The organism is Streptomyces sp. Xyl84 (assembly GCF_059731885.1).
The window spans coordinates 882058-908066 of the sequence record NZ_AP029183.1 but is presented as its reverse complement, the minus strand read 5'-3'; the positions used below and the strand labels follow the sequence as shown (position 1 = coordinate 908066).

Annotated in this window: 22 protein-coding genes; 6 read left to right on the top strand and 16 right to left on the bottom strand. The window is 73.0% G+C overall.

Going from position 1 to position 26009, the window contains the following annotated elements:
* Positions 1-32: 32 nt before the first annotated feature.
* The 11 genes from AC6I72_RS35620 to AC6I72_RS35570 form a co-directional block, all read right to left on the bottom strand.
* Positions 33-1031 (bottom strand): aldo/keto reductase, encoded by a 999-nt coding sequence (locus AC6I72_RS35620; RefSeq protein ID WP_498005698.1) that lies wholly within the window; start codon positions 1029-1031, stop codon positions 33-35.
* Between the two features lie 90 nt (positions 1032-1121).
* On the bottom strand, positions 1122-2228 hold the full coding sequence (locus AC6I72_RS35615) for a 3-oxoacyl-ACP synthase III family protein (RefSeq protein ID WP_498005696.1): 1107 nt from the start codon (positions 2226-2228) through the stop codon (positions 1122-1124).
* Positions 2225-4591: a beta-ketoacyl synthase N-terminal-like domain-containing protein gene (locus AC6I72_RS35610; RefSeq protein WP_498005694.1), complete on the bottom strand. Its 2367-nt coding sequence runs from the start codon at positions 4589-4591 to the stop codon at positions 2225-2227. The genes AC6I72_RS35615 and AC6I72_RS35610 overlap by 4 nt, the downstream gene beginning before the upstream one ends.
* A 37-nt stretch (positions 4592-4628) precedes the next feature.
* Complete coding sequence (locus AC6I72_RS35605; RefSeq protein ID WP_498005693.1) at positions 4629-5930, bottom strand: beta-ketoacyl-[acyl-carrier-protein] synthase family protein; 1302 nt, start codon at positions 5928-5930, stop codon at positions 4629-4631.
* A gap of 26 nt (positions 5931-5956) precedes the next feature.
* Positions 5957-7246: a beta-ketoacyl-[acyl-carrier-protein] synthase family protein gene (locus tag AC6I72_RS35600; RefSeq protein WP_498005691.1), complete on the bottom strand. Its 1290-nt coding sequence runs from the start codon at positions 7244-7246 to the stop codon at positions 5957-5959.
* Positions 7247-7362: 116 nt separating this feature from the next.
* Positions 7363-7920 carry a holo-ACP synthase gene (gene acpS / locus AC6I72_RS35595; RefSeq protein WP_498005689.1) on the bottom strand — a complete coding sequence of 186 codons (558 nt, stop codon included), beginning with the start codon at positions 7918-7920 and terminating at the stop codon, positions 7363-7365.
* Positions 7892-8305 (bottom strand): acyl carrier protein, encoded by a 414-nt coding sequence (locus tag AC6I72_RS35590; protein WP_498005688.1) that lies wholly within the window; start codon positions 8303-8305, stop codon positions 7892-7894. The genes acpS and AC6I72_RS35590 overlap by 29 nt, the downstream gene beginning before the upstream one ends.
* 79 nt (positions 8306-8384) lie before the next feature.
* Positions 8385-9383, bottom strand: a complete 999-nt coding sequence (fabD, locus tag AC6I72_RS35585) for an ACP S-malonyltransferase (RefSeq protein ID WP_498005686.1) — start codon at positions 9381-9383, stop codon at positions 8385-8387.
* A complete protein-coding gene (locus AC6I72_RS35580) occupies positions 9383-9625 on the bottom strand; it encodes an acyl-CoA carboxylase subunit epsilon (RefSeq protein WP_498005684.1) in 243 nt (80 codons plus the stop codon). Before AC6I72_RS35580 ends, fabD begins: the two co-directional genes overlap by 1 nt.
* The gene (locus tag AC6I72_RS35575; RefSeq protein WP_366727960.1) at positions 9622-11253 is read right to left on the bottom strand and encodes an acyl-CoA carboxylase subunit beta; all 1632 of its coding nucleotides are present in this window, start codon (positions 11251-11253) and stop codon (positions 9622-9624) included. The genes AC6I72_RS35580 and AC6I72_RS35575 overlap by 4 nt, the downstream gene beginning before the upstream one ends.
* 376 nt (positions 11254-11629) lie before the next feature.
* Positions 11630-13498, bottom strand: coding sequence for an AfsR/SARP family transcriptional regulator (locus tag AC6I72_RS35570; protein WP_498005682.1), 1869 nt, complete (start codon positions 13496-13498; stop codon positions 11630-11632).
* Positions 13499-13746: 248 nt separating this feature from the next.
* Here AC6I72_RS35570 and AC6I72_RS35565 point away from each other — a divergent pair, with 248 nt between their 5' ends.
* Both AC6I72_RS35565 and AC6I72_RS35560 read left to right on the top strand, forming a co-directional pair.
* Positions 13747-14217 carry a nuclear transport factor 2 family protein gene (locus AC6I72_RS35565; protein ID WP_037858985.1) on the top strand — a complete coding sequence of 157 codons (471 nt, stop codon included), beginning with the start codon at positions 13747-13749 and terminating at the stop codon, positions 14215-14217.
* Positions 14218-14292: 75 nt separating this feature from the next.
* Complete coding sequence (locus tag AC6I72_RS35560; RefSeq protein WP_498005680.1) at positions 14293-15189, top strand: alpha/beta hydrolase; 897 nt, start codon at positions 14293-14295, stop codon at positions 15187-15189.
* A 511-nt stretch (positions 15190-15700) separates the two neighbouring features.
* Here the strand turns inward: AC6I72_RS35560 and AC6I72_RS35555 are convergent.
* Complete coding sequence (locus AC6I72_RS35555) at positions 15701-16504, bottom strand: 4'-phosphopantetheinyl transferase family protein (protein WP_498005678.1); 804 nt, start codon at positions 16502-16504, stop codon at positions 15701-15703.
* Positions 16505-16524: 20 nt separating this feature from the next.
* Positions 16525-16782 carry an acyl carrier protein gene (locus AC6I72_RS35550; RefSeq protein ID WP_498005676.1) on the bottom strand — a complete coding sequence of 86 codons (258 nt, stop codon included), beginning with the start codon at positions 16780-16782 and terminating at the stop codon, positions 16525-16527.
* 474 nt (positions 16783-17256) lie between these two features.
* On the opposite strand from AC6I72_RS35550, the gene AC6I72_RS35545 reads away from it, so the two are divergent.
* From AC6I72_RS35545 to AC6I72_RS35530, 4 genes are all read left to right on the top strand, one after another.
* Entirely contained in the window at positions 17257-18495 is a 1239-nt protein-coding gene (locus AC6I72_RS35545; RefSeq protein WP_498005675.1) for a beta-ketoacyl-[acyl-carrier-protein] synthase family protein, read from the top strand.
* Between the two features lie 285 nt (positions 18496-18780).
* Positions 18781-19983: an FAD-dependent oxidoreductase gene (locus AC6I72_RS35540; RefSeq protein WP_498005673.1), complete on the top strand. Its 1203-nt coding sequence runs from the start codon at positions 18781-18783 to the stop codon at positions 19981-19983.
* A gap of 39 nt (positions 19984-20022) precedes the next feature.
* Complete coding sequence (epsC, locus tag AC6I72_RS35535; protein WP_498005671.1) at positions 20023-20736, top strand: serine O-acetyltransferase EpsC; 714 nt, start codon at positions 20023-20025, stop codon at positions 20734-20736.
* A 64-nt stretch (positions 20737-20800) separates the two neighbouring features.
* Positions 20801-22141: an ATP-grasp domain-containing protein gene (locus AC6I72_RS35530; RefSeq protein WP_498005669.1), complete on the top strand. Its 1341-nt coding sequence runs from the start codon at positions 20801-20803 to the stop codon at positions 22139-22141.
* Between the two features lie 119 nt (positions 22142-22260).
* Here AC6I72_RS35530 and AC6I72_RS35525 read toward each other — a convergent pair whose 3' ends face one another.
* From AC6I72_RS35525 to AC6I72_RS35515, 3 genes are all read right to left on the bottom strand, one after another.
* Complete coding sequence (locus tag AC6I72_RS35525) at positions 22261-23499, bottom strand: ATP-grasp domain-containing protein (protein ID WP_498005667.1); 1239 nt, start codon at positions 23497-23499, stop codon at positions 22261-22263.
* A 204-nt stretch (positions 23500-23703) separates the two neighbouring features.
* On the bottom strand, positions 23704-24993 hold the full coding sequence (locus tag AC6I72_RS35520; protein ID WP_498005665.1) for an MFS transporter: 1290 nt from the start codon (positions 24991-24993) through the stop codon (positions 23704-23706).
* 76 nt (positions 24994-25069) lie between these two features.
* Complete coding sequence (locus tag AC6I72_RS35515; protein ID WP_498005663.1) at positions 25070-25885, bottom strand: helix-turn-helix domain-containing protein; 816 nt, start codon at positions 25883-25885, stop codon at positions 25070-25072.
* Positions 25886-26009: the final 124 nt, after the last annotated feature.

Below are 26009 nucleotides of genomic sequence, written 5' to 3'. Positions count from 1 at the left end.
TCGGGGCGGATGGCTTGGGTGCGGACGGGGAGTCAGCGGTTGAGCTGGGGCATCTCGCCGGCGGGATAGCGTTCCCCGGCCGTGATGCCGTACGGGGCGATGGAGTCGATCGCCGCCAGGACGTCGTCAGTGAGCCGCAGGTCGCTCGCGGAGACGTTCTCCTCCAGGTAGGTGCGGCGCTTGGTGCCGGGGATGGCGACCACGTCCTGGCCGCGGGAGAGCACCCAGGCCAGCGCCAGGCGGCCGACCGTGGTGCCGGTCGCGGCGGCGAGGTCGCTGAGCTGGTCGACCACGGGCAGGTTCCGGCGGATGTTCCCGCTCTCGAAGCGGGGCGCGATGTGCCGGAAGTCGAGGCCCTCGGGGATGTCGGAGGTGTCGCGGATGGTTCCGGTCAGGAAGCCGCGGCCGAGCGGGCTGTAGGCCACGAAGCCGATGCCCAGCTCGCGCGTGGTCTCCAGCACGCCGTTCACCTCGACGTCGCGGGTGAACAGCGAGTACTCGGTCTGCACGGCGGTCAGCGGGTGCACCGCGTGGGCGCGCCGGATGGTCGCGGCCGCCGCCTCGGAGATCCCCAGGTGCCGCACGAGCCCGGCCTCGACGAGTTCGGCGAGCGCGCCGAAGGACTCCTCCACGGGGACCTCCGGGTCGACCCGGTGCAGGTAGTAGAGGTCGAGGTGGTCGGTGCCCAGGCGGCGCAGGGTGCCCTCGATCGACCGGCGGATGTACTCGGGGCGGTTGTTGACCCGCCACGTCAGGCGGCCGTTGTCGATCTCGCTGCCCACCTTGGAGGAGAGCACGACCTCGTCGCGGCGCCCGGCGACGGCACGCCCGATCAGCTCCTCGTTGGCGTACGGGCCGTACATGTCGGCGGTGTCGAGCAGGGTGACGCCCAGCTCCAGGGCCCGGTGGATGGTGGCGAGCGCTTCCGTCGCGTCCGCCTCGCCGTAGCCGATCGTCATGCCCATGCAGCCGAGCCCCTGGGCGGAGACGTCGAGGCCGGGCTTGCCCAGCGTGCGGTGTCCGATTGCCATGCGGTGTGTCTCCTTGGAATCACGCAGTGCGTCTGATGTCTGGGGCGAGGGCCGTGTGTGTGGGGGCCGGGTGCCTTGCCGGGGGGCCGTTCAGGCCGGGACGGGTGCCTGCCAGGTCACGGAGAGGCCGGTGTAGACGTACCGGCTGGCCTCGATGCCGAGCAGCACGACACGGTGGCCGGGGCGGATGCGTCCCGAGGTCCAGCCCGCGTCCAGCGACAGCGGCACCGCCGCGGAACCGGTGGCCCCCACGTCGGCCAGGTTCTCCACGATCCGCCCGGTGAGCGCCTGGTTCTCCTCGGCGGACAGACCGGCGGACTCGTACTCGCCGGCGAAGTAGTCCGCGTTGCCCTCCGGGAGCACGATCGCGTCGAACTCCCCGAGCGGGCGGCCCTCCTTGCGCGTCAGCTCCTGGATCGCCCGGACGAACACCTGCGGTCCGAAGGACGAGGTGCCCGGCACGTCGATCTTCATCTGGATCAGCTGGCGGCGGCGCAGCTGCTCCGCCTGCGACACGTCCGTACCGCCGCCGATGATCTCCATCCCCGGCTTGCGCAGACCGCCCACGCAGGCGTTGACGAAGGTGGACGGGTCCGCCCGCGGGCCGGCCGGGTCGTCGACGGGCTCGGCCCGGAGCACCACGGCCCCCGCGCCGTCGCCGAACGTGTACAGCGTCAGCCGGTCCCGCATCCGCACCCGCGCCGGGTCCTTGCCCAGGAAGAGCGGTGCCATCAGCGGCGAGACGGACTCGCTGCCCACCACGAGAGCGGTGCGCGCCGTCCCGTCGGACAGCTGCCGCCTGGCCAGGTCCAGCGCCTGCACCCAGCCCGCGCAGGCCCCGCGGATCTCGATCGCGGCGATGCTCTCCAGGCCCAGGTAGTGCTGCAGGGTGGTGGCCACGTTGGGCAGCGTGTACTCCGGCGTCGCCGTGCACACCACGATCAGGTCGACCTCGCCGGGCTCCACACCGGCCCGCTGAAGGGCCTGCCGGGAGGCGCGCTCGGCCATCCGGCTGTTGTTGATCACGTGCTCGCCCGTGACCGGGTCGATCATCCAGTACCGGGTCCTGACCTGGATGCCGTCGAGGACGTCGTCCGGCAGTGGCCCGACGTACTTCTCCAGTGTGGCGTTGTCCAGCGGATCACCGGGCACATAGCTGCCGGTGGAGAGGATCCTCACGTCGTACGCGGTGGTCATCGGCCGGGCTCCGTTCTGCGCAGGGGGGCGGGGGAAAGGACGAGCGAGGTGTGGGTGCCGCCGAGGGACGAGCTGTTGACCACGACGGGGCGGTGGGCGCGGCCGTCGCGCCAGGCGCCGACGGCGAGGACCGCCGACAGGTGGGCGCCCGCGCCGGCCGGCTCGCCGAGCACCCGCTTCGGGGCCTCGAACCGCACCCGGCCCAGATCGAACACCCGCTCCACGGCGGCCCGTTCGGGACGGTCGGCGGCGGCGAGACCGGCCGCGTTCGCCCAGACGGCGCCGACGTCCCCGGGGCGCAGCCCGGCGCCGTCCAGTGCCGCGCGCATCGCCCGCTCCACGCCCTCGCCCGAAGGGTCCCAGCGGCCGATGCCGCAGGCGTCCGAGACGGTCGCGTGGCCCAGGACCACGGCGTGGATCGTGGCACCGCGCCGCTCGGCGCTCTCGCGGCGCTCCAGCACCAGCGTGATGCCGGCCTCGGCGAGCGTGTATCGGCGCCCGGCCGCCGTACCGAACAGCGGGATGGCGCGGTACGCGTCCAGCGCACCCGGCGAGAAGGCCTCGACCGCGGGCACCAGCAGGCGCTCGGCGCGACCGGTGCGCAGCATGTCGCAGGCGGCGCCCAGGGCGGCGGCGCCCGCCGCGTGGCCCGAGGTCAGCGTCGACGTCGGCCCCTTGGTGCCGAGGGCCATGGCGACCTGGCCGGCCGCACCGTTGTACACGGTGGCCGGGAACACGGCCGGGTTCGCGGCCTGCGCGCCCGCGGACAGCACCGGCGCGGTGAACCGCTCGCTGCTCTCCATCGGACCGATCCCGGTGCCGACCACCACGCCGGTCGCGGCCGTGGCGGCCGCGTCACCGTGCGCGTCCGCGTGCCCCAGGGCGGCCCGGCAGGCGGCGACGGCGAGCTGGGAGATGCGGTCCATGCGCCGGCGCTCCCGGGCGGTGCCCGCGGCCGAAGGGTCGAACTCGACCCGGGCCAGGCGCAGTCCGTCCTCGGGAACACCCTGCCGGCGCCCGGCCGCGTACGCGTCCCAGAGCGCCTCGGCGCCCTCGCCCGCCGAGGTGATCACACCGAAGCCGGTGACCACGACGTCGTCCGGACGGGAGTCCGCGGCCGGCACGGCGGGGCCGCCGGGGCGGGCGAAGGCGACCGTGGCGTTCGCCCCGGCGAACCCGAAGTTGTTCGACAGCGCGGTGTCCAGCACCATCGGGCGGCCCGCCCCCGCCACCGGGTCGAGTCCGCACTGCGGATCCTCCCCGGCGAAGGAGGCGGTGGGCGGCGCCACCTGGTCGCGCAGCGCCAGCACGGTGACGATGCCCTCCACCGCACCGGCCCCGCCGAGCAGATGGCCGATCAGCGACTTGGTGCTGGACAGGGACGTCTTCTCGGCCGCGTCGCCGAACGCGGCACGCACCGCGTTGCTCTCCGCCGCGTCGTTCTTCTGCGTACCGGTGCCGTGCCCGTTGACGTACCGGACGTCGTCGGGGGTCAGACCCGAGGAGGCCAGGGCCGCCCGGATCGCCCGCGCCGCGCCCTCCCCCTCGGGGTGCGGCGCCGTCGGGTGGTGGCCGTCCGCGGACAGGCCGTAGCCCAGCACCTCGGCGACGACCGGCGCGCCGGTCCGCTCGGCCGCCTCCTGCGACAGCAGCACGAGCATGCCGCTGCCCTCGCCCAGCGACAGGCCCGAGCGGCCCTTGGAGTAAGGGGCCGCGGGCTGCTCGGAGAGCGACTCCAGGCTGCTGAACCCGGCGAACGCCGACTCGGTGAAGGCGTCGCTGCCGCCCACGAGCATCGCGTCCGCACGCCCCGCCCTGATCACGTCCAGGGCGTGGGCGAGCGCGTGCGCGCTGGAGGCGCAGGCCGTGTTGGCGCTGAGCACCGGACCCTTGAGGCCGAAGGCGGCCGACAGCGCCTCCGCGGCGGCCTGCGGCGGTACGAACGTGTACCGGTGCCAGTCGGGAGTGCGGCCCTCCTGCACCTCCCGCAGCGCGAGTTCCGCGCTGCGCCAGCCGCCGTGGCAGGTGCCGTACGCGACGCCCCAGCGTTCGGCCGGGATGTCCGCGCCGACCTTCAGGCCCGAGGCGGCCATGGCCTCCTCGGCGGCGCTCAGCGCGAAGTCCACGGAAAAGTCGCGGACGCCGGAGCCCGGGGCGTAGTCGTAGGCGGGGCAGGGGCGTTCGGTGATCTCGCCGCCCACGGTGGTCTGGTAGCCGTCCATGGGCAGACCGCGCACCGGCGAGATCGCGACCCGCCCCGCCCGCACCCCGTCCCACAGGGCCTCGGCAGAACCGCCCTGCGAGGTGATCGCGCCCACGGCGGCGATCACGACACGGACGGCCTGGTCCGGAACGTCACTCATGCTCTGCCTCCCTTTCTGGACAGGCCTGCCCGGCCGCTCACGCGGGCCTGGACAGGCTGAGGGCCACGGCCTGGCCCTCGATGCCCCGGGCCAGCGCCATCGCGTGCGCGGGCCTGGCCTCCCGGGCGCTGCCGCGGACATGGTCCAGTGCGCACGCCGGGTCGGGGTCGTCGAGGTTGAGCGTCGCGGGCAGCGCCCCGTGGTGCAGGGCGAGCGCGCACACCGCGGCGTTCAGCGCGCCGCCGCCGCCGACGAGGTGCCCCGTCTGCGGCTTCACGCTGCTCACCGGGACGGACGCGGCGGCCGTGCCCAGCGCGGTGCGCAGTCCCGCGCTCTCCGAGGCGTCCCCGAGCCGGGTGCCCGAGCCGTCGGCGGCGATGTAGCCGAGGTCGCCGGCGGACAGCCGGGCGTCCCGCAGCGCGTGCCGCACCGCCCGTGACACGCCCCGGCCCCGGGCGTCCGGCGCCGGCGGCGTACCGCAGTCGTGGCCGGCGCCGTAGCCGGTCAGCTCGGCGTAGATGCGGGCGCCGCGGCGCAGCGCCGCCTGCTTCTCCTCCAGGACCAGCAGCGCGGCGCCCTCGCCGGGCACCGCCCCGCTGCGTTCCCGGTCGAAGGGCCGGTACGCCGCCTGGCCGCGGTCGTTGCGCGTGGTCAGCACGCCGAGCCGGTCGAGCAGCGTCATCGCCCACCAGTCGGTGGCGTCCTCGTAGCCGCCCGCGATCACCACGTCGGCGTCCCCGCGGCGCACCGCCCGCATGCCCCGGCCGATCGCGGTGGCCCCCGCGTCCGCGCCGCCCGCGAAGAACGCGCTGGCGCCCCGGATGCCGTACGTCTGCGAGATGTTGAACACCGCGCCGGGCTGGAGTCCTTCGACGAAGAACAGCGGCGGCATGATGACGTCCGCGTGCCGGCCGAGGTGCGCCAGGTCGGCCCGGCCGTCCGGGCGGCGGATGACCTTCAGCTCCTCGATCAGCTGGTCCATGCGGCCGATCGACTTGTTGCCCCCGAGGTAGAGGCCGGCCCGGTGGCCGAGTTCGTCGCCCCCGGCCTGGTTGTGCGGCAGGCCCGCGTCGTCGAGGGCGAGCCGGGCGGCGGCCAGCGCGAGGCGGTCGCCGCGGTTGATGGTGCGCAGTTGCCGCCTGGTGGCGAACCGGGTGGCGTCGAAGCCGGGTATCTCACCGCCCAGCCGGGTCTGCAGCGGCGACGGGTCGTAGGCCCGGATCGGGCCGATCCCGCACTCGCCCGCCACCATCGCCTTCCAGTTGGCCTCGGGGCCTTCCCCCAGGGCGGTCAGCAGGCCGATGCCGCTGACGACGACCTGGCGTCCGGTGCCGCTCATCGGTGCTCCTCCGTCTCCTCGGGCCGTCATCGCTCCGCCTTCTCGGCGCGTTCGTCCTCGTAACGCCCCACGACCAGACCGACGTTGGTGCCGCCGAAGGCGAAGGCGTTGATGAGGGCGTGGCGCACGTCGTGCTCGCGCGCCGTGTTGGGGACGAAGTCGAGGTCGAGCTTGCGGTCGGGGGTCTCCTGGTTGATGGTCGGCGGCACCAGACCGTGGTTGATCGCCCCGATCGAGGCGAACACGCTGAGCGCGGCGCCCGCCGAGGTGAGGTGGCCGGCCATCGACTTGGGCGAGCTGACCAGCAGCCGGTGGGCGTGGTCGCCGAACACCTTCTTGATCGCCGTGGTCTCCGACAGGTCGTTCCCGTGGGTGCTGGTGCCGTGTGCCGCGACGTAGTCGATGTCGGACGGTCCGAGACCGGCGTCCGCGATCGCGGCCTGCATGGACTCGACGGCCCCGCTGCCGTCCGGCGGCGAGTCGGTGACCCGCCAGGCGTTGAGGCTGGTGCCGTAGCCCAGGATCTCGGCGAGGATGTGCGCCCCGCGGGCGCGGGCCGCCTCCAGGTCCTCCAGGACGAAGACGACGCCGCCCTCCCCGAGGACGAACCCGGACCGCTTCCCGTCGAAGGGGCGGCTGGCCCGGGCCGGGTCGTCGTTGTACTCCTTGGTCAGCGCCCCCAGCAGGCTGAAGCCCACCAGGTCGAGCCAGGACGTCAACGAGTCGTAGCCGCCCGCGAGCATCAGTGTCGCGTCACCCTCCTGGAGGGTGCGGAAGGCCTCTCCGATGGCGTGCGCGGAGCCCGAGCAGGCCGTGGAGACGCCCAGCATCGGACCGGTCGCGTCCAGCATCCTGGCCATCGCGGCGGTGGGGATGCTCTGGCTGTAGGACAGCGAGTCCGAGGGCGCGTACGGGAAGAACGCGTCACCGCGGCCGGTCTCCTCGCGCAGCGCCCCCACGTCCACCAGCCACTGCAGGTCCGGGCGGTCCACGCTGGCGCCCATCGCCACGCCCATGTCCGCGCCGTCGTAGGTGTCCTTGCCGACGCCCGCGTTGCGCAGCGCCTCCCAGGCCGCGCCCACGCCGAAGGTGCCCGGCCGCAGCAGCCGGCGCAGGCCGACCGAGGCGGGCACGGCCTCGGCGAGGTCGAAGTCCTTGACCTCGCCGGCGATGGTCACGTCGTGGCCGGTGGTGTCGATCGAGGTCAACTGCCCGACGCCGCTGCGTCCTTCGGCCAGGCCGCGCCAGGTGCTCTCGGCGTCGTTGCCGAGCGGCGTGACGGCGCCCATGCCGGTGACGACCACCCTGCGGTTCATCGCAGCGCCTCCGTCCCCGGCACCGGCCGGCGGCCGACGCGGTCGGTCAGGTGGGACCGCATCATCGGCCTCCCTCGGTCGTGGACCGCCCCAGACCGAGCTGCGGGGTCCGGCCGTCAAGCCTCATGCCGATCGTCTCCTTCTGCCGTGGGTGTGCTGTGGGGTGCCGTGTCCGGTGTCGTGCGGGTGGGCGGCCCGGAGCCGGGGGCCGTGCCGGGCGGTTCGGCCGGGCACACCACGACGGCGTGGGCCACGGCGAGACCTCCGCTGTGGCTCAGGGAGATGTCGATGTGGTACATGCCGAGGGCCTGGGCGACGGTCTCCGCCTCGCCGTGCAGGCGTACCCGGGGGCGTCCGCCGCGGTCGTTGACGACCTCGATGTCCGTCCACTCCATGCTCGGGGTCATTCCGGTCCCGAGGCACTTGAGTACGGCCTCCTTGACGGCCCAGCGGCCCGCGAGGTGTTCGCCGGTCCGTCTGCGGCGGTCGCAGTAGGCCAGCTCGCGAGGGGTGAACACCCGCTCGCGGAGCCCGGGTTGCGAGGCCATCAGCTCTTCGACCCGGGCCACCTCGGCCACGTCGACGCCGGTCCGCACGCGCAGCGGCGGCGGGTCGGGGCGGTCGGGTGACCGCCCCGCGCCCGGCTCACGCAGCGGCTGCGGCGAGTGAGGCACGCTCGGCCACCAGGTCCGTCAGGTTCTGCACGGTGAACAGCGTCAGGACCTCGTCCGCCGTGAGCTTGCCGGCCAGTTCCTGCACGTCGATCTGCGGCAGGGACTTCTTGAGCTGTGCCAGGCCGACCTCGTTGATGATGTCGTCCTCGTCGGCGAACTCCTCGTCGGGGATGCCGCCCTGGAGCAGTTCGGCTATGTCCGCGACCTTGATCTTCACGTCCGAGGCCCGCTCGATGCGGAACAGGACGTCGAGCAGGTCGATGGACTCGGCGTCCAGGTCGCCCAGCAGGGTGGCCTCGGGCACGACCTCCTCGATGTCGATGCCCAGCGCGACGGCGACGGCGTCCTGGACGATGGCGGAGAAGTCTTTCTCCTCGTACGACATGTGTTCTTACCCTTCGTGAACAGTTGTTGCTGATGGGACCGGCCGCGATGGTGCGGCGGCCGACGGCTGCCGGGGTGTGTCAGGACGCCACCGGCTCCTGCCAGGTGTCCGACATGAGGGAGGAGCAGAGCTGCGTCAGGCGGCGCGGGTCCCCGCTGGAGCGGGTGCGGACCTCCTCGAGCGTCCGGCTGGCGAGCCCGCTGAGCACCCGGCCGGGGCCGATCTCGGTGTACGCGCTCACCGGGTGCCGTGCGGCCGTGCGCAGCACCTCGACCCAGCGGACGGGGCCGGTGAGCTGGCGCCGCAGCAGTTCCCTGGCCTCCTCGCCCGAGCGGACGTAGGTGCCGGAGACCGAGCTGATCACCGGCAGGACCGGATCGGCGAACGGCCGGGCGGCGAGCGCCTCGGTGAACTCCTCCTCCACCGCCTGCATCAGCGAGCAGTGGAAGGGGGCGCTCACCTTCAGCGGCACGACCCGCTCGGCGCCGGCGCCCAGCGCGACCCGGCCGGCCTCCTCGACGGCGCGGGCGTGCCCCGAGATGACGGTCTGCAGCGGCTCGTTGTAGTTCGCGACCTGGACCAGGCCGAAACCGTCGGCGTCGGCGCAGGAGGCCAGCACCTTGTCCGCGGGCAGGCCGAGGACGGCCGCCATCGCGCCGGGCACCTCAGCGGCCACCTCGCCCATCAGCCGGCCACGCAACTGCACCAGTTCTAGGGCGGATTCCAGGGACAGCACACCCGCGGCCACCAGGGCCGGGTACTCGCCGAGGCTGTGGCCCGCGGTCGCCTCGGGCCGGTAGCCGGCCGTCCGCAGCACCTCCCACACGGCGAGGCTGGTCGTGGCGATCGCGGGCTGGGTGATCTCCGTTCGGGCCAGTTCCGCGGCGCTTCCGCTCACGCAGATCTGCGACAGCGGCAGGCCCAGGATCTCGTCGGCACGGGCGAACAGCCGCCGGGCCGAAGGATAGGTGTCGAGCAGGTGCGCGGCCATGCCGGGCCGTTGCGAGCCCTGCCCTGGGAACATGGCCAGGCAGCTGGTGCGCGTGCCGTGGCCGTCGAGGCCGGTCCGACCGGTCATCAGGTACTCCTTCCACGAGTCGGTGCGGGGGTGCGCTGCCAGCCGGCCGCGTCGGGTGCGGTGGCCGGCTCCGGGCGGTTCCAGGCGCCCGGCCCGGCCCAGCCGCGGCCGGCGGCCCGCGGCGTCTCCTGCGGGCCGGGGGCACGGAGCACCGCGGTGAGCACGACCAGCAGCGCGGCCAGTTCCTCCGGCGTCGGGTTGCCCCGCAGCACCGACAGCGGGGTGGCCGGTGGCGTGTTCACAGCGGCTCGTTCCCGTGCTTGCGCAGCGGCTGCCTGGCCCGCTTGGTGCGCAGCATGTCCAGGGACTTGATCAGCACCCGCCGGGTGTCCGCCGGGTCGATGACGTCGTCCACGTGACCGCGCCGGGCGGCGACGAAGGGGTTCATCAGCTGCTCGGTGTACTCGGCGACCAGCTCGCGGCGCGCCTTCTCCGGCTCCGCCGCCGAGCTGATCTGCCGGCGGAAGATGATGTTGGCCGCGCCGTCGGCGCCCATCACGGCCGTCTGGTTGGACGGCCAGGCGAACGACAGGTCGGAGCCGATCGACTTGGAGTCCATGACGATGTACGCGCCGCCGAACGCCTTGCGCAGGATGACCTGCACCCGCGGTACCGTCGCCTCGCAGTACGCGTACAGCAGCTTCGCGCCGCGCCGGATGATCGCGTTGTGCTCCTGGTCGGTCCCGGGCATGAACCCCGGCACGTCGACCAGTGTCACGAGCGGGATGTTGAACGCGTCGCAGGTGCGCACGAACCGTGCGGCCTTCTCCGAGGAGTCGATGTCGAGCACCCCCGCCATGGCGGCGGGCTGGTTGCCGACGATGCCCACCGTGTGGCCGTCCAGGCGGGCCAGGGCGCACACGATGTTCGGCGCCCACCTCTCCTGGACCTCCAGGTAGTCGCCGTCGTCCACGATGTGGCCGATGACCGTCCGGATGTCGTACGGCGTGCGGTCGTCGACCGGCACCAGGCGCAGCAGTTCCTCGCAGCGCCGGTCCGGTTCGTCCAGCGGCCGGGTGTACGGCGGCGTCTCGGCGTTGTTCGACGGCAGGTAGGAGAGCAGTTCCCGCACGCCCTCGAAGCAGGACTCCTCGTCCGGGGCCACGAAGCTCGCCACGCCGGTCCGCGTGCCGTGGGTGTAGGCGCCGCCCAGCTCCTCCTGGGTGATCTTCTCGCCGGTCACCGCCTGCACCACGTCGGGCCCGGTGATGAACATGTTGGCCATGCCCTCGACCATGAACGTGTAGTCGGTGAGCGCGGGGGAGTAGACCGCGCCACCCGCGCAGGAGCCGAGCACGACGCTGATCTGCGGCACCACGCCCGAGGCGCGGACGTTGCGGGCGAAGAGCTTGCCGAAGCCGGCCAGGGCGTCGATGCCCTCCTGGATGCGGGCGCCGCCGCCGTCGTTGAGCCCGATGACCGGCGCGCCCACGGAGTCGGCGAGGTCGAGAAGCTGGTGGATCTTCGCGGCGAACGTCGCGCCCAGCGCGCCGCCGCGCACCCGGGCGTCATGGGCGAAGACGAAGACCGTACGGCCGTCGACCTCGCCCCAGCCCGTGATCACTCCGTCGCCCTCGGGGTGGGAGTCCTCCATGCCGAAGCCCGTCGCCCGGTGCTCGGCGAACAGGCCGAGTTCGGTGAACGTGCCCGGGTCGAGCAGCGTCTCGATGCGCTGACGCGCCAGCAGCTTGCCCTTGGAGAGATGGCGGGCGTCGGCCTCCGGGTCGTGGCCGAAGTGGGCCTCCGCCCGGCGGGCGGTCAGCTCGTCGGTCAGATCCGTCATCGTCGCGGTGCGTGCCGGTGCCGTGCTCTCGGGGTCGGTCTGGTCGAGGTCAGGCAGCACGGCCTGGGGAGCGTCCGGAAGAGCCATTGCGGTCCCTCTCTGTCCTGCCCTGTCGCTTCGGGGCCTTCACAACAACCCTCGGCCACCGGGATGGGCGCGGGCCTTGAGCGGGTCTTGACGGGACTGGAGCGCGTCTTGACGGGGGGTGTAAACCCAGGCCGGCGCCTATGAGCCGCGTTGCGGAGAGGAGTCCTGAGCCGCGCGCGGCGAGCCCTGCGCGGACGCCCTAGGTCCTGTCGTCACATTCCCGTCGTCCGCCCGGAGGGCGGGCCTCGCGGCGTCAGGTGCGTGCTCTCGGCGTGCCGGGCCCTGACCCTCGTACTGGACGTACTCGGGTCTGGGCCCGGTGCGGCGAGAGTGCGTGCATGGCGTCGCGAGGCAGGCGGGAATGTGACGACAGGGCCTAGACGGTGGGCTGGACGGCCTCGGCCGTCTCGTCGGCGTGGCCCGTCCTCAGTTCGGCCGCGAAGCTGCGCTGCAGGCCGTCCAGCCGGTAGCGGGTGGGCAGGTCGGCCACGGGGGGCTCGGCCACGGTCAGGAAGTGGGCCTCCACCAGCTGCTCGCAGGCGTCCTCGATCGTCGCGAAGTCCTTGCCCAGCACCGGGCACGCCAGATCGGCGTCGAACTCGGACACCGTCAGGTCGGCCAGGCAGCGCAGCACCTCACGGGCGTCGTCGGGCAGCGCGTTGTAGGACGCGGTGAAGCTGGCGCGCACGCTCAGCGAGCTGTGCGTCAGCTCGTCGAGCCGCCGCCGCTCGTCGCTCAGCCGGTCCGCGTAGCGGCGCAGCGACCAGTGCGGCCGGGCGTTGAGCCGTACGGCGGCGGCGCGCAGGGCGAGTGGCAGCCCGCCGCAGTACCGGGCGATCGCGGCGGCCGCGGCGGGCTCCTGGGTGACCCGCTCGCCGCCCAGCAGCCGGGCCAGCAGCCGCACACTGTGCCCGTGCGGCAGCTCGGCCAGGTTCAGGACACGGGCGCCGAGCGGTGTGCTGAGTCGGCCCCTGCTGGTGAGCAGCACGGCGGACTCCCCGCTGCCCGGCAGCAGCGGCTGCACCTGCTCGTCGTCGAAGGCGTCGTCGAGCGTGATCAGCAGCCGGCGCCCGGTGAGAGCGAGCCGGTAGACCTCGGCGCGCTCGTCGGGATCGGCCGGGATCTCGTCCGGCTCCGTCCCGAGCGCGCGCAGCAGCCGCCCCAGGATCGCGTGCGGGTCAGCGGGACGCGCGCCGCTGCCGCGCAGCGCCGCGTACAACTGCCCGTCAGGGAAGGCGGACTGGAGCCGGTGCCCCAGGCGCACGGCCAGCGCGGTCTTGCCGACCCCGCCGCCGCCGACGACCAGCACGGCGGGCGGCTGGGTCACCGAAGGATGGGTCAACGTCCGCTGCGCGAGGTCGAGTTCGCGTTCGCGGCCGGTGAAGTCGGGGAGGTCCAGCGGCAGCATGTGCGGTACCGCGGACGGGGGCCGGGCCGGGGCGGAATGCGTCGCGCCGCCGTGCGGCTCCGCGCTCCGCTCGGGCAGCGGGGCGGCAGCGGCCGCCTCGCCGCGCAGGATCGTCTCGTAGAGCTGCTGCACCCGCCGTGAGGGGTCGGTGCCGAGTTCCTTGGCGATCAGTGCGCGCATCGACTGGTAGTGCTCCAGGGCGTCGACGCTGCGGCCCTCCAGGTACAGGGCGAGCATCAGGCGTTCGCCGAGCTGCTCGGAGAGCGGGTCGGTCAGCAGGGCCGCGCGCAGCTCCGCGAGGACGGCACCGGGGCGCTCCAGCCGGATCTCGGTGTCGGCCCACTGGCTGAGTGCCTCGTGGTGCAGCTGCCGCAGCGTCTCGCGGACCCGGGCCGCCCAGTCGCTGTGCATGCCGCCCAGCGCGTCGCCCCGCCACAGGGTCAGGGCCCGCTGGAGCAGCACGCTGCGTTCCTGGTCGCCGAGCGTCTCCTGCTGGGCGTCCTTGAGCAGACGGCGGAACCGCACCAGGTCCACCGCGCCGGGATCCATCGAGACCAGGTAGCCGGCCGGCGACCTGACCAGGCCGATCGGTTCGGGCAGGTGGGCCGAGGCACGGGCCAGCGCACGGCGCAGTCGGGTGACGTAGGTGTGGACGACGTTGCGGACCCCGGCGGGCGGCCGGTCCCCCCAGACGCGGTCGACGAGGGACTCCAGCGGCACCGGCCGCTCGGGATCGACCAACAGGGCGCCGAGGATGCTGCGTTGCCGTGCGGGGCCGATGTCGGCCAGGGCGCTGCCCGTCCACAGTTCTATCGATCCCAGTATCCGGATCTCCATCGAAGACCACCCGTCCCTTCCGTGGCCGGAAAACTAACTCCGGCCGGTGCAGCGCTCCTCGATTCCTGCTCTGCCCCGACGGAGCGGTTCATTCCGCTTGCCCGCCGGGTCCGGGGCCGCCGGACCTACGTCCTTCCCGCGCTGCCCCCGAGCGGCGGACGCGCTCCAGCGGAGCACGAGGGACAGGCGAGGACAGCGGCCTAGCGTCACCGGACGAACCGAACAAGCCACTGCCTGAAGGAGTCCCCATGGCCACCGAGGAGCACGAGTTCACTCTGCCCGGCGCGGACCTGCCGCAGCCCGACGAGGACCTGCGCAAGCGGCGCGAGGCGGTCGTCATCGAGCACACCGTCGCCGAGGGCGCCTGGGACATCGACGGAGTGATCGCGACGTTCCCGCGCGGCGGCGTGTACCGCGTCATCCCGTTCGAGGAGTCCCCGCTGATCGGTGAAGAGGCCATCAAGAAGGGTTACTTCGCCGAACTGCAGAAGGCCTTCCCGGTCGCGGACCACAGTCTGTTCCACGTCCACCACACGCCGACCGCCGTGATCGTGGAGGCGCAGTTCCGCGCCAAGCAGGAGGCGGACTGGCGCGGCATCCCCAACCGGGGCAAGACCGTCGACGCCCCTGTGGCGATCTTCTTCCACTTCGACGGCGACGTGCTGATCGACGAGACGCTCTACTTCGACATGGCCACCTTCGCCCGTCAGCTCGCCTGACCCCTCGCGCCGGGGCGCCCCGGCCGGCGCCCCGGAGGCCAGGGTCCCGCCCACGCCGACCGACAAGGACCACCCATGAGCGTGTCCAGGACGGACCGGAAGAAGAAGCCGCAGCCGACCCACTCGGCGGGGGTGCGCCCGATACTCCTCGAGGCAGCGGGTCTCACCCTGTCCGGCCTGCTGGCCGAGCCCGAGGGCCCGCCGCGGGCCACCGTCGTCGCCGTGCACGGCGGTGGCATGCTCGCGGGCTACTTCGACGGGCAGGTCCACCCCGACCTGTCCCTGCTCACCCTCGGCGCCCGCCTCGGCTTCACCGTGCTGGCCCTCGACCGGCCCGGCTACGGCAGGTCCGCCCGGCAGATACCCGCCGGCATGACCCTCGGCGAGCAGTCCGCCGTGCTCTCCGCGGCACTCGGCGCCTTCGCCGCCCGGCACGCCGTGGGGCGGGGCTTCCTGCTGCTCGCCCACTCCTACGGCGGCAAGCTCGCCCTCACGACCGTCGCGGACACCCCCGGCCTGCTCGCCCTCGACGCCTCCGGAGTCGGCCACCGCTTCAGCGTCGGGCCCGCCGGCCGGCGGCTGCGCCGCAACCTCGACTGGGAGCGCAACTGGGGCCCGCTGAGCCTGTATCCGGCGGGTACCTTCCGCGCGGCCGAGGCCCTGGTCGCGCCCATGCCGGAGCGCGAGGCCTCCGAAGTGGACCTGTGGCCGGAGATGTTCGAGGAGATGGCCCCCCGGATCGACATCCCGCTGCGGCTGACCTTCGCGGAGCACGAGGGCTGGTGGGTGCACGGGGAGGAGGACCTCGCACACCTGGCCTCCCGGCTGTCCAAGGCACCCGTGCTCCGGATCGGGCACCAGCCCCGCGCGGGCCACAACATCAGCCTCGGCCTGGCCGCGCGCTCCTATCACCTGAGCGCGTTCGCCTTCTTCGAGGAGTGCCTGCAGTCCGCCGCGCAGACCCGTCCGTGAACCCGGACGTGCGCCGTTCCTCCCGTCCGGCCCCCGTGCCGGCGCGGCCGGGCCGGCCGGCGACGACGGGGCTCCCGTGGCCGGAGAGCGGGTCGGGGTCCGTACCGCCCGGCGCGGAAGGCGATGGGGCGACGCGGGAGGACGCACCGTGAGACTTGGCCTCGAACAAAAAGGGGAGCCCGAGCCGGGCTCCCCCTTTTGTTCGGAGCTTTCACCGGCCGGCCGCCTGCGCCGCGTCCGTGCACGCGGCGCAGGCAGGCGGCGCAGGCAGGCGGCGCAGGCAGGCGGCCTCTCAGCGGACCGCCCCGCACGCACCCGGGCGCGGCCGGGCCGCCTCCAGTGGTCGGCCCGGACGTCACCGCCCCGGCGACCGCTGCGGCCGACCGGCCGGGCGAAGGTGTGCGGTCACCGCCCTGGACCTGCGGATCCGCGACCCGAAGCCGTACCGGGGCGAGGCCCCGCCGGCCCCTTGGCGGCGCGGTCGGTCGCCTGCGCGACCGCGCGGACGCGGTCATCCGGCTACGGCGCCCCGCACCCGTGCCCGCCACGCGGCGGGCACCGGCCTGCGCGCAGGGGAGAGTCCCGTCCCCGGACCGGCCTGCGACCCCGGTCCGGGCGGAGACGACGCGGGTGACGGCAGCGCCGCGTCCAGGCGGACCGGTCCGGTGCCCACCGCCGAGACCAGGGCACCCAGGCGGGGATCCGTCAGGTCCGTGACGTACAGGTCCCCGAAGCGCAGCGGTGTCCCGTCCGCCCGGCCGTCGAGCGGAAGCTCCGAGAGGTCGAGACGGCCGAGTGCGTCCGGATCCGCCCTGCCGATCTTGATGAGTGCCTCCTTGCGGACCCACTGACGCAGGAAGGCGCGGCCGGGGTCCGCGTCCGCGGCCACCAGGGCACGCTCGGCAGCGGTGAGCGCACGGTCCATGACCCCGGGGCCGGGGACGCGCCCCAGACGCTCCACGTCGACGCCCACCGGGACACGACCGGCGGCCGCGGCCACCACGCCGTCGGTGTGGGACAGGCTCAGATGCACGTCGGGACGGCCCGCGAGCAGCGGCCTGCCGTGGTCGGCCCCCTGGCACGTCGGGCAGCGCTGGGCGAAGGGCACCTCGGCCGGGGCGACGCCCAGCAGCCACCCCGCGCAGAACCGGACCAGGACGTGCGCGGCGAGGAAGTCCCGGCGGGCCGGCTCCCGGCGGAACCGCGCGAGGCGTCCCCGTTCCCGGGCGTTGAGCAGGTGCGTCCCCGCCGCCGGATGCCGCAGCACCTCGTCGGTGCCCGCCGCCACGGCCACCGGGCCGTCCGTGTCAGCCATCTTCGCGGCGCCGGTCGCCGTCAGCGGCCGTCGGCGCCGGCCAGGACGCGGTCCACCAGCCCGCCGACGGTGACCCCGGCCAGTTCGGCGCGACGGATGTTCACGCCGTACTCGCGCTGCACCGAGACCAGCAGGTCGGCGAGGTCGAGCGAGTCGATCTCCAGCGTGTCGATGACGGTCTCCGCGGAGGTGTCCTCCTCCGGAATTCCGAGGGCGACGAGTTCGGTGCGGAGCAGCCCGTGCACGGACTCCGCAGTCACCTCAGTGGACTGGGACATGGAGTTTCTCCTCATGGTTGCGCGGAAAGCGAGCCGCGGGCGATGTGGATGCGCTTTCACAGTCTCTCCAGTCGCACTCGACAAATCCTTGAACGGAACTGGAAGAATGCTTGATGAATTCCCGAAGAATGCTGGAATTGGACTCATGGGCAGAGGGGGGAGGAGTGCGTGTCATAGGGGTGGGCCGGAGAATCGGGTCCCGGGGCCCAGGGGAGCGCGATCCCGTCCAGCATCTGCCTGAGATCGGCCTTGAGCTGCGTAAACGCTCCTCTGGCTGGAGTTCGGGCGGGCCATGAAGGGCGCCCGTGAGGAGTCCGTACGTGCGGTCGCGGCAAGGCGCCGGCCTTTTCTTCGATCTCTGGGATTTTCCACTGTGGCACCGGCCCGCCCCGGTGTCCAGATTCAGGCCGGAGGCGCGGGAAGTCCCCTCGGGAAGTATTGCCCGTGCCGATCGGCCCGCGTATTGTCGGTGCAATGCATGATGACGTCGTAATCACAGGCATAGGCGCGCTGACTCCGGTCGGAAATGATCGGGAGAGCAGCTGGGAAGCGATCGTGGCGGGCCGGTCGGGCGTCGGGCCCATCACCGCTTTCGATCCCACAGGAATGGACACCCGGATCGCCGCCGAAGTGAAGTCGTTCCGGCCTTCCGAGCATTTTGACGCCAAACGGACCCGGCGCATCTCCCGGTTCACGGCGTTCGCCGTCGTGGCGGCGCGCGAGGCGGTGGCCGACGCGAAGCTGGACATCGACGACGACAACCGGGACCGGGTGTCGGTCGTGGTGAACGCCGGAGCGGCGGGCTTCGACACCATCGAGGCGGCCACCAGGCTGCTGGTCGACGGCAAGGAGCCCAGCTCCTACTTCGTCCCCTACTCGCTGACGAACATGCCCAGTTGCGAGGTGGCGATCGACCTCGGCGTCCACGGCCCGGTCAACGCCAACGCGCTGGCCTGCGCGAGCGGCCTGTACGCGCTGCTGGACGCGCGGCGCATGATCCTCTCCGGCGAGGCGGACGTGGTCGTCTGCGGCGGCACCGAGGCGGTGATCACGCGGTCCTTCATGAACGGCCTGTCCACCCTGGGCGCGCTCTCCCGGCGCAACGACGACCCCACCCGGGCCAGTCGTCCCTTCGACGTGGACAGGGAAGGCTTCGTGCTGGGCGAGGGGGCGGTGATCATGGTCCTGGAGTCCGCCGAGCACGCCCGCCGGCGCGGGGCCATCCCGTACGCCGTCGTCAGCGGTGGCGCGTTGACCTGTGACGCCTTCCACGTCACCGCCCCGCACCCGGAGGGCGAGTACGCCACGGCCGCGATCAGGACCGCGGTGCAGCGGTCCGGGATCGCGCCCGAGGACCTCGACTACATCTGCGCCCACGGCACCTCCACCAAGGCCAACGACCGCACCGAGTCCAGGGCCATCCGCGCGGCGCTCGGCGCCGCGACGGACCGGATCGCCGTGAGCGGCCCGAAGTCGAGCGTCGGCCACATGGTCGGCGGTGCGGGCGCCTTGGGCGCGATGCTGTGCGCCCTGGCCATCCGGGACGGCGTCGTGCCGCCCACGATCAATCTGGACACGCCCGACCCCGAGTGCGACCTGGACCATGTGGCCAACGTCGCGCGGCGGACGCCCGTGCGCACGGCGATGGCGAACGCCTTCGGGTTCGGCGGCCAGAACTGCGTCGCGGTGTTCAGCGCCCCCGAGCCCGCCTGAGCCGGCGCCCGGCCCCCGCCTCCGGCAACGCGCACGAGGTCCTGCCGGGTTTCGCGGGGTCCGGCCCGGTCGCCGGCGCCCTGGTGCCCGCGGGCCCGGTCCTCACCCGGCGGGCCGGACACACCGTCCGCGCCTGCCCGGACCCCCTCCTGCCCCCGGCCGGGTCCGCCCGGCAGCACCCGGCGGCTGAGCAATATCAGAGATGGACGAACGGCCTGGAGACCACATGCTTGTAGCCATGTATCACAGGAGCGCCGACGATCCGGCGGCCCCGGCGGTGCGGCCATGACGGCCGGGCGGTTCACCGCGACCGTCGTGGGCGGCGGCATCGGCGGACTGGCCGCGGCGGCGGCACTCGCACGGTGCGGCCTCGAAGTGACGGTCCTCGAACGCGCACCGGCCTTCGAACCCGCGGGCTCCGGCCTGATGCTCTACCCGAACGGCGTCGCCGCCGCGGACGCCATCAGCAGCCGGCTCGGTGGGCGCATCCGCGCATCCGGGCACGTGATACGTCCGCACGAGCGGCGCGTGCTGCTCAGTTCCTCCGGCCGGATCCTCGCACGCGAGAAGATCGGCCGACTGGGCTGGCCGGACGGAACTCCGCCCATCTCCATCCTGCGCACAGCCGTGCAGGACGCGCTGATCGACGAGGTCTCCGCCGCCGGCGCCGAGGTCCGGATGGGCACGGTGGTGCGCGACTACGCGACGGACGGCGGCCCCGTCTCCTTGCGGCTGTCCGACGGCAGCACCCACTCCGCGGACCTGCTGGTGGCCGCGGACGGGATCTGGTCGGCGGTGCGCGAGCAGATGCTCGCGGACGGACCGCCGCGCTACTGCGGTTACACCTCGGTGCGCAGCCACACACCCGGCGACTGGCCATGGCCCCAGGGCTTCGTGGCCAACGGGAACGGCGTCCAGATATTCGCCGCTCCGGTCGCCGACGGCACGCTGTACTGGACGGCCAAGATCACCGCGCCGCCCGGAACCTGGCGGCCGCTCGGCCCGGAGGCGGCCCAACGACGGCTCGGGGAGCTGATCGCCGGATGGCCCGCGCCGATCGTACGGCTGATCGCCGGCAGCGACCCCGCCGACGTCGCGGTCACGGACGTCCACGACCGTGACCCCGTGTCGCGGTGGGTCGACGGCCGCGTGGTCCTGCTCGGCGACGCGGCGCACCCCATGGCCCCCGCCCTCGGACAAGCGGCGAACATGGCGCTCGAAGACGCCGTCGTCCTCGCCTCCGAGCTGCGCACGCACGTCGTGGACGGCGGCCGCGGCGACTTCGGTGCCGCGCTGCGCGCCTACCAGCGCCAGCGCGTGGAACGCACCACCCGCGTGGTGCTCCTCTCCCGCCGCCAGGGCCTGCTGGACCAGGGAGCGGGCACGGTCCAGTCGCTCGTACGCAACACCGCCATGAGTCTGCGCCGGCGCAAGGACGCAGCGCTCCACGAGATCACCCGGTGGGCCGTCCCGGCCTCCGCGGCGTGACCCCGCCGACGTTTCCAGCCACACGGCCGGGAGGACACGATGAACAGGCAACGACGATCCGGCCCGGAGCCGTCCCGGCACGACACCGACGCACGGGCGGGCATGGTCCTCGCCACCGGGCACACGGCCGGCCGAGGGCGGCCGGAACCGGCCGCGGAGCCCGAGCGGCCGATGCGGTACGGACCGGCGGACCTGGTCCGCCTGCTCGCCGAGGACGTCCGCACCGTCGTCGAGCGCGACCCGTCCATACACACGGTCGCGGAAGCCCTGCTGCATCCGGCCCTGCCCGCCCTGGGCGTCCACCGCGTGGCGCACCTGCTCCACGAACGCGGCGCCCGGCTGACGGCGCGCGCCCTGATGACCTGCGCCCGGGCGCTCACCGGTACGGAGATCCATCCCGGTGCCACGCTGGGCCGCAGGGTCCTCATCGACCACGGCGCGGCCGTGGTGATCGGCGAGACAGCGGTGGTGGGCGATGACGTGACCATCTACCACCAGGTCACCCTCGGAGCGGTCGGCTGGTGGCGGGACAACCGCAGGCTGCCCGGAGAACGGCGCCACCCGGCCATCGGCAGTGGTGCCGTGCTGGGCGCCGGCGCCACCGTCCTCGGACCGGTGGACATCGGCGACAGAGCGGTGATCGGGGCGCAGGCCCTCGTCCTGACGGATGTGCCGGCCGACACTCATGTGGTGGCTGAGAAGGCGGTGCGAAAAGCGCATGGCGCACTGCCGGAAACAGCGTGGATGCCCTGATCGGCCGGCCTGTTCCGCGCCGTCTGGTCCTCGCCCCGGAAGAAGCGCAAGAAGCGGAGGAAGCGTGCAAGCAGATGCGACGGTGCTTCTCGTCGGCGCCACCGACCGTACGGTGAGGAAGGCGAAGGACCTGGGTCTGCGCGTCCTCGTGCTCCAGCACCCGGAGAAGATCACGGAGGCACCGTGTGAACTGGCCGATGCCGTCCGGGCCGTGGACTACACGGATCTGACCGCGCTGGAGACGGCGGCCCGCGAGCTGTGGAGCTCCACGGGATTCACCGCCGTCGTCTCCCTCACGGAGCCCGGCCTGGAAGGGGCGGGCCTGCTCAACGACGTGTTCTCTCTGGGCGGCACCGGACTGGAGGCCGCCAGGTGCTTCCGGGACAAACTGGCCATGCGCCGTCGCCTGGCCGCGGCCGGCAGCGGAGCGGTCACCGTCGCCGCGGCGCCGCTGACGACCCGCCGTGACCTCGATGAGTTCGCCGAGCGCCACGGCTGGCCGTTCGTCGTCAAGCCGAGGAACGGCACGGGAAGTTACGGGGTGTTCCGGGTCACCGGTCCCGAGGCGGCGGACACGGCGTGGGCCACGGTGAACGCGCTGAACGGACACCCCATGGCCCGCACCACCATGCCGTTCCCCGTCGACGGTTTCATGATGGAGGAGTACGTCGACGGCCCTCAGTTCAGCGCGGAGTCCCTCAGCTTCGACGGCCGCCACGTGGTCGTCGGAATCACCGAGACACATCTCGCCGGCGACAGTTTCGCGGCCTTCTCCCACGCCATGCCCGCCCGGCTGGACGGCGCCGCCCAGGCCCGCGTCCTCGACGCCACGAGCCTGTTCCTCGATGCGATGGGACTGCGGGACGGGCCCGCGCACACCGAGTTCAGGCTCAGCGAGCGGGGGCCGGTGGTCATAGAGTCGCACAACCGCTTCGGGGGCGGCGCCATCAACGAACTCGTGCGCGGTGCCTACGCGATCGACCTGGAGACCTACGCGCTCGGCTGGCCTTTCGGTCTGGTGCCCGAGCTCTCCCGGCCACCGCGGGCGCGGAGCGCTGCCGCGGTTCGCTTCCTGGTCGGCGGCCCGGGACGGGTGGAATCGGTCACGGGCGTGGAGGACGCGCGAGCGGAGCCCGGTGTCCTCACGGCCGAGATGTGGGTCGAGCCGGGCGACACGGTCCGCCCGGTCGAGGATTCCTGGGACCGTCTGGGGCTGGTGGCCGCCACCGCGGACACCAGCGAAACGGCGGTGCGCCTCGCCGGCCGGGTCGTGCGGGACACCATCCGGATCCAGGTGCGAGGTGAGGACGGCGTCCTGCGGCCCGCACGCCTCGCCGTCCCGGAGGAGGTCCAGCGCCGTCCGGCCCACGGCGGGTCCGCCGTCCCCGTGGCCGCAGCGGACTGATGTCCACGCCCGCCCGATACGCGGACGCGGCACGAAAGCGCCCTGGGCCCGCCTCCTGACGGGCCCAGGGCGCTTCCGCGCTGAGCTGTTTCCCCTGCCGCAGCTGACCCGACCGACTCCTACTGCTCCCGTGGGGTCGCCGCACCGTCCGCCGGGCCGGGGACCGTCGTGGCGCGCAACAGGCCGCGCACGAGGGCGATCCGGTGGTCCGCCTCCTGCTCCGACGCGGCGTCGATCACGACATGGCCGTGCCGGCTTCCGGAGTTCTTGATCTCGGGGACCGTGTCGCCCGGCGCGAAAGGGAACTTCAGCTCGTGCACGAAGGGGAGCGCACGGACGGCGTCCAGCCCCTCCACGGAGACGAGCCGTCCGGGGCGGAGCTGGAAGAAGGAGACGCAGCCCACCCGGTGGGCGGTGTCGACCTGGACCGGTTTGCCGAGGAGCGCGCGGAAGATGGCCGTCTCGATGTCGAACCCGGAGGCGAGCGCGATGGCCCGGTGGATCCGGTCGCCCGGGGCGCGGGTCTGCGACTCGACGATCCTCGGGCCGTCCGGCGTCAGGATGACCTCCGTGTGCGCCGGGCCGAACCGGTAGCCGGTCTCGCTCAGGAACCGGAGGACCAGGTCGGTGACCGCCGCCCGGTCGGGTTCGGCCATGGACGCGGGATGGACGTGCCCGATCTCGGTGAAGCCGGGCGGCGGCGTCTTCCGCTTGGCCGTGACGCCCACGACGTGGTGGGTTCCCTGACTGGTCAGCGTCTCGACGCTGAACTCGGGCCCGCGCAGGTACTCCTCGATCAGCACGGGACCCGCGTAGCCCTGGTCGGCGAGCCGGTCCTCCCAGTCGTCCATGTCCCGTGCCTCGTTGATGAGCCGTACGCCGCGGCTGCCGGAGAGCAGGGCCGGCTTGGCCACGACGGGCAGCTCGAACTCCGCCAGCAACGCCCGCGCCTCCCGCGCCGATCCGGCCACGGTGGCCCGCACCGGCGACAGACCGCGGTCGCGCAGCAGTTGCCGCATCGCCGTCTTGTCGTTGATGACGCGCAGCGCCTCCGGCGGGTTCGGGGCGAGCCCCAGCGCGTGCGCCTCCTCGCAGACGGGGAGCTGGGTGTCCTCGTTGCCCAGGTGCAGGACGTGGGAGACTCCCAGCCGCGTGGCCGTCCCGGCCACCAGCCGGCGCAGCCCGGCGACGTCCCGGAAGTCGGTGAACAGGAGTTCCTCGGAATACCGCGCCACCTCGTCCCGGTGGTCCTGCGGGATGCGGTCCGGGTCCCAGATGGAGAAGACCCGGAAGCCCTCCTCGGTGGCCTTGCGCACGTACGCGCGCCACGGCATCACCATGAGGATCTTGTCTGTCATCGCTGGGCTCCATTCACTTGTGCGGTGAGCGGGCCGCCGTACGCCGTGCGGCCGGACGGCCGGTCACGACGGCGGACCCGCGCCCGCGGGCCCCGGCGGACGAGGCGTGCCCCGGGAGGATCTCGGTGCCGCCGGCGACGACGCTCCGCGCCCGCGGCCGTGCGCGCCGGCGGGCGGATGCGGTGTCCGCCCGGCGGACCGCTCTCACGGCTGCTGCGCGCTTTCCTGGGCGACCAGGGCGGGCGGGGCGGCCGCCTGCGCGTCGCGCACCCGGAAGAGCGACCGGTACAGGAGCATCGCGCCGGCCCCGAAGACCCCGAACAGCACGCTCATCCCGGCCGCCGGGACCAGCACGCCGATGGTCACGCAGAGCGAGCCGACGATCATCCCCAGCTGCACGTTGATCTGGTACGCGGCCATGTACCTGCTCCGGTCCTCGGCGGGCACCAGATCGGCCAGCAGGACCTGCCGGATCGGCACCGACATGATCTCGCCGATGGTGAGCACCACCGCGGCCGCGAGCAGCAGCCAGGGGGCGTTGCTCGCCCCCCACACCATGTATCCGGCCGTGAAGAGGCCGATGCCGCCGAAGATGCGCTGCCGGTCGGACAGGCGGCGGAACAGCCAGGCGGCGAACAGCGCCAGGCAGACCACGATGAGGGTGTTCGCCGCCCGGAGGATGCCGAGCATCTCGACGCCGTCGACGGTCGGCCGCCACCCGCCGACGGCGAGCAGTCGCTGCCGGCCGAAGTCGTCGCTGAGGCGCACGGCGATGTAGTACGAGATCTGGATCTCGATGCTCCGGATCAGCAGGGCGGACAGGATCAGGCGGGCCAGGACGCTGTCGCGCACCGCCGCCGTGTAGCCGTCCAGCAGCGTCTTCAGCCAGCCACGGTCCTGCACCGCGGCCGTGTGGCCGCGCGGCGCGGTCTCGCTGATCGCGACCAGGGTGACGAGCGCGATGACGCTCGCCAGCACCGCGGCGCCGGCGAGGAGGTAGAAGAAGTACCGGCCGTAGACGAAGCCGCCCACGAGGGAACCCATGAGGAACGCCAGGTTGATCGACCAGTAGTTGATCGTGTAGATCTGCGCACGCGTCTCCTGCGTGGACACGTCCACCATCATCGCGTCGTTGGCGGGTACCGCGATGCCGAAGAGGCTGGTGCTGAGCAGATAGCAGCAGAAGGTCGCCGTCCCCGAGTGCCACCACGGAGAGTTCGCCAGCGCGAGCAGCACGAGGGCCGCGGCGCTGCCGGTCTCGCCGACCAGGAGGGTGGGACGCCGGCCGAGGGTGTCGGACATGTGGCCGCCGACGAACGTGCACCCGACGACGGCGACGGCGATCGACAGGGTCATCAGGCCCGCCGTGGCCGCGCCGTACAGGTGCGAGAAGTGGATCACCATCAGCGGGGCGAGCATGATGTCCAGGAACTTCCGGACGAACCCGACTCCGATGCGCAGCTTCAAGTTCCGGTGTACGTCGGCGGTGATCATGTATACCTCGAAATCCTGGTCGGGCGGTGGGGGGAGCCGGTGCCCGGGGCCGCTGCCGGCCGGCCGGACATGCCGTTCAGCCGGCCCGGCCCGCGGCCGGCCGGGACGTGGGGAGCGAACGCAGATCCGGCAGCGCGAGCAGGATCGGCGGATCGGTCGGCCTGCTCGGGCGCAGGCGCATCGACACGCTCAGGGCCGTGTGCGGCCCGACGGTGACCGCGTCGCGCCGGTCCACGAACAGCAGTTGGCGGGGGCCGTGGTCCAGGCCGGCGGCGCGCGCGGCCGCGACGGCGTGGACGAACCACGTCCCGGACGGGACGTTCGGCAGGACACAGCGCAGGGGCTGGTCACCGGCCGCGTCGATGACCTTCGCGGCGACGGGCGGGCTCTGGAGAATGGGGGACGGGAAGATCCCCACGTACGCCCGCAGACCTGAGCAACCGCCGGGAAGGGTGAGGGTCACGGCCGCCGTACCGCGTGACGCGTGCACGTGGTTCTCCGGCGGGAGAAGATCGAGTACGGTGCCTTCGCCGAGATGACGGAACTGGCTCGGTGGCATGCCCACACTCTGGGTGAAGTAGTTCGTGAACGACCCGAGGCTCTGATATCCCACGGCGGATGAGATGTCCGTGATGGTTCTCGTGGTATTGGTCAGCAGACGCTTCGCCTGATGGATGCGTACCGCGGACAGGAATCGGCCAGGGGTGACGCCGGTGACGTCCCGGAATGTGCGAGCGAAGTGGAAGCGGCTGAGCAGGGCGCTCTTCGAGAGTTCGTCCAGCGAGACCGGCTCGCTGTACCGCTCCCAGATGTACTCGATCGCCCGTTCTATGGATTCGCGGGGGGTGCCCTCGTGGACCTCCGGCGCTGCCCGGCACCTGGCTGCTGTCACGACCGACATTCTGCGCCGCCGCGATATCGCTCCGGTCGAGCACGGCTCGAGCACGGCTCGAACCGGGCTGGGACGGACTGCGGCGGACCGGGTGTCAGCAATATGGGATATGGCTCGGACTTTG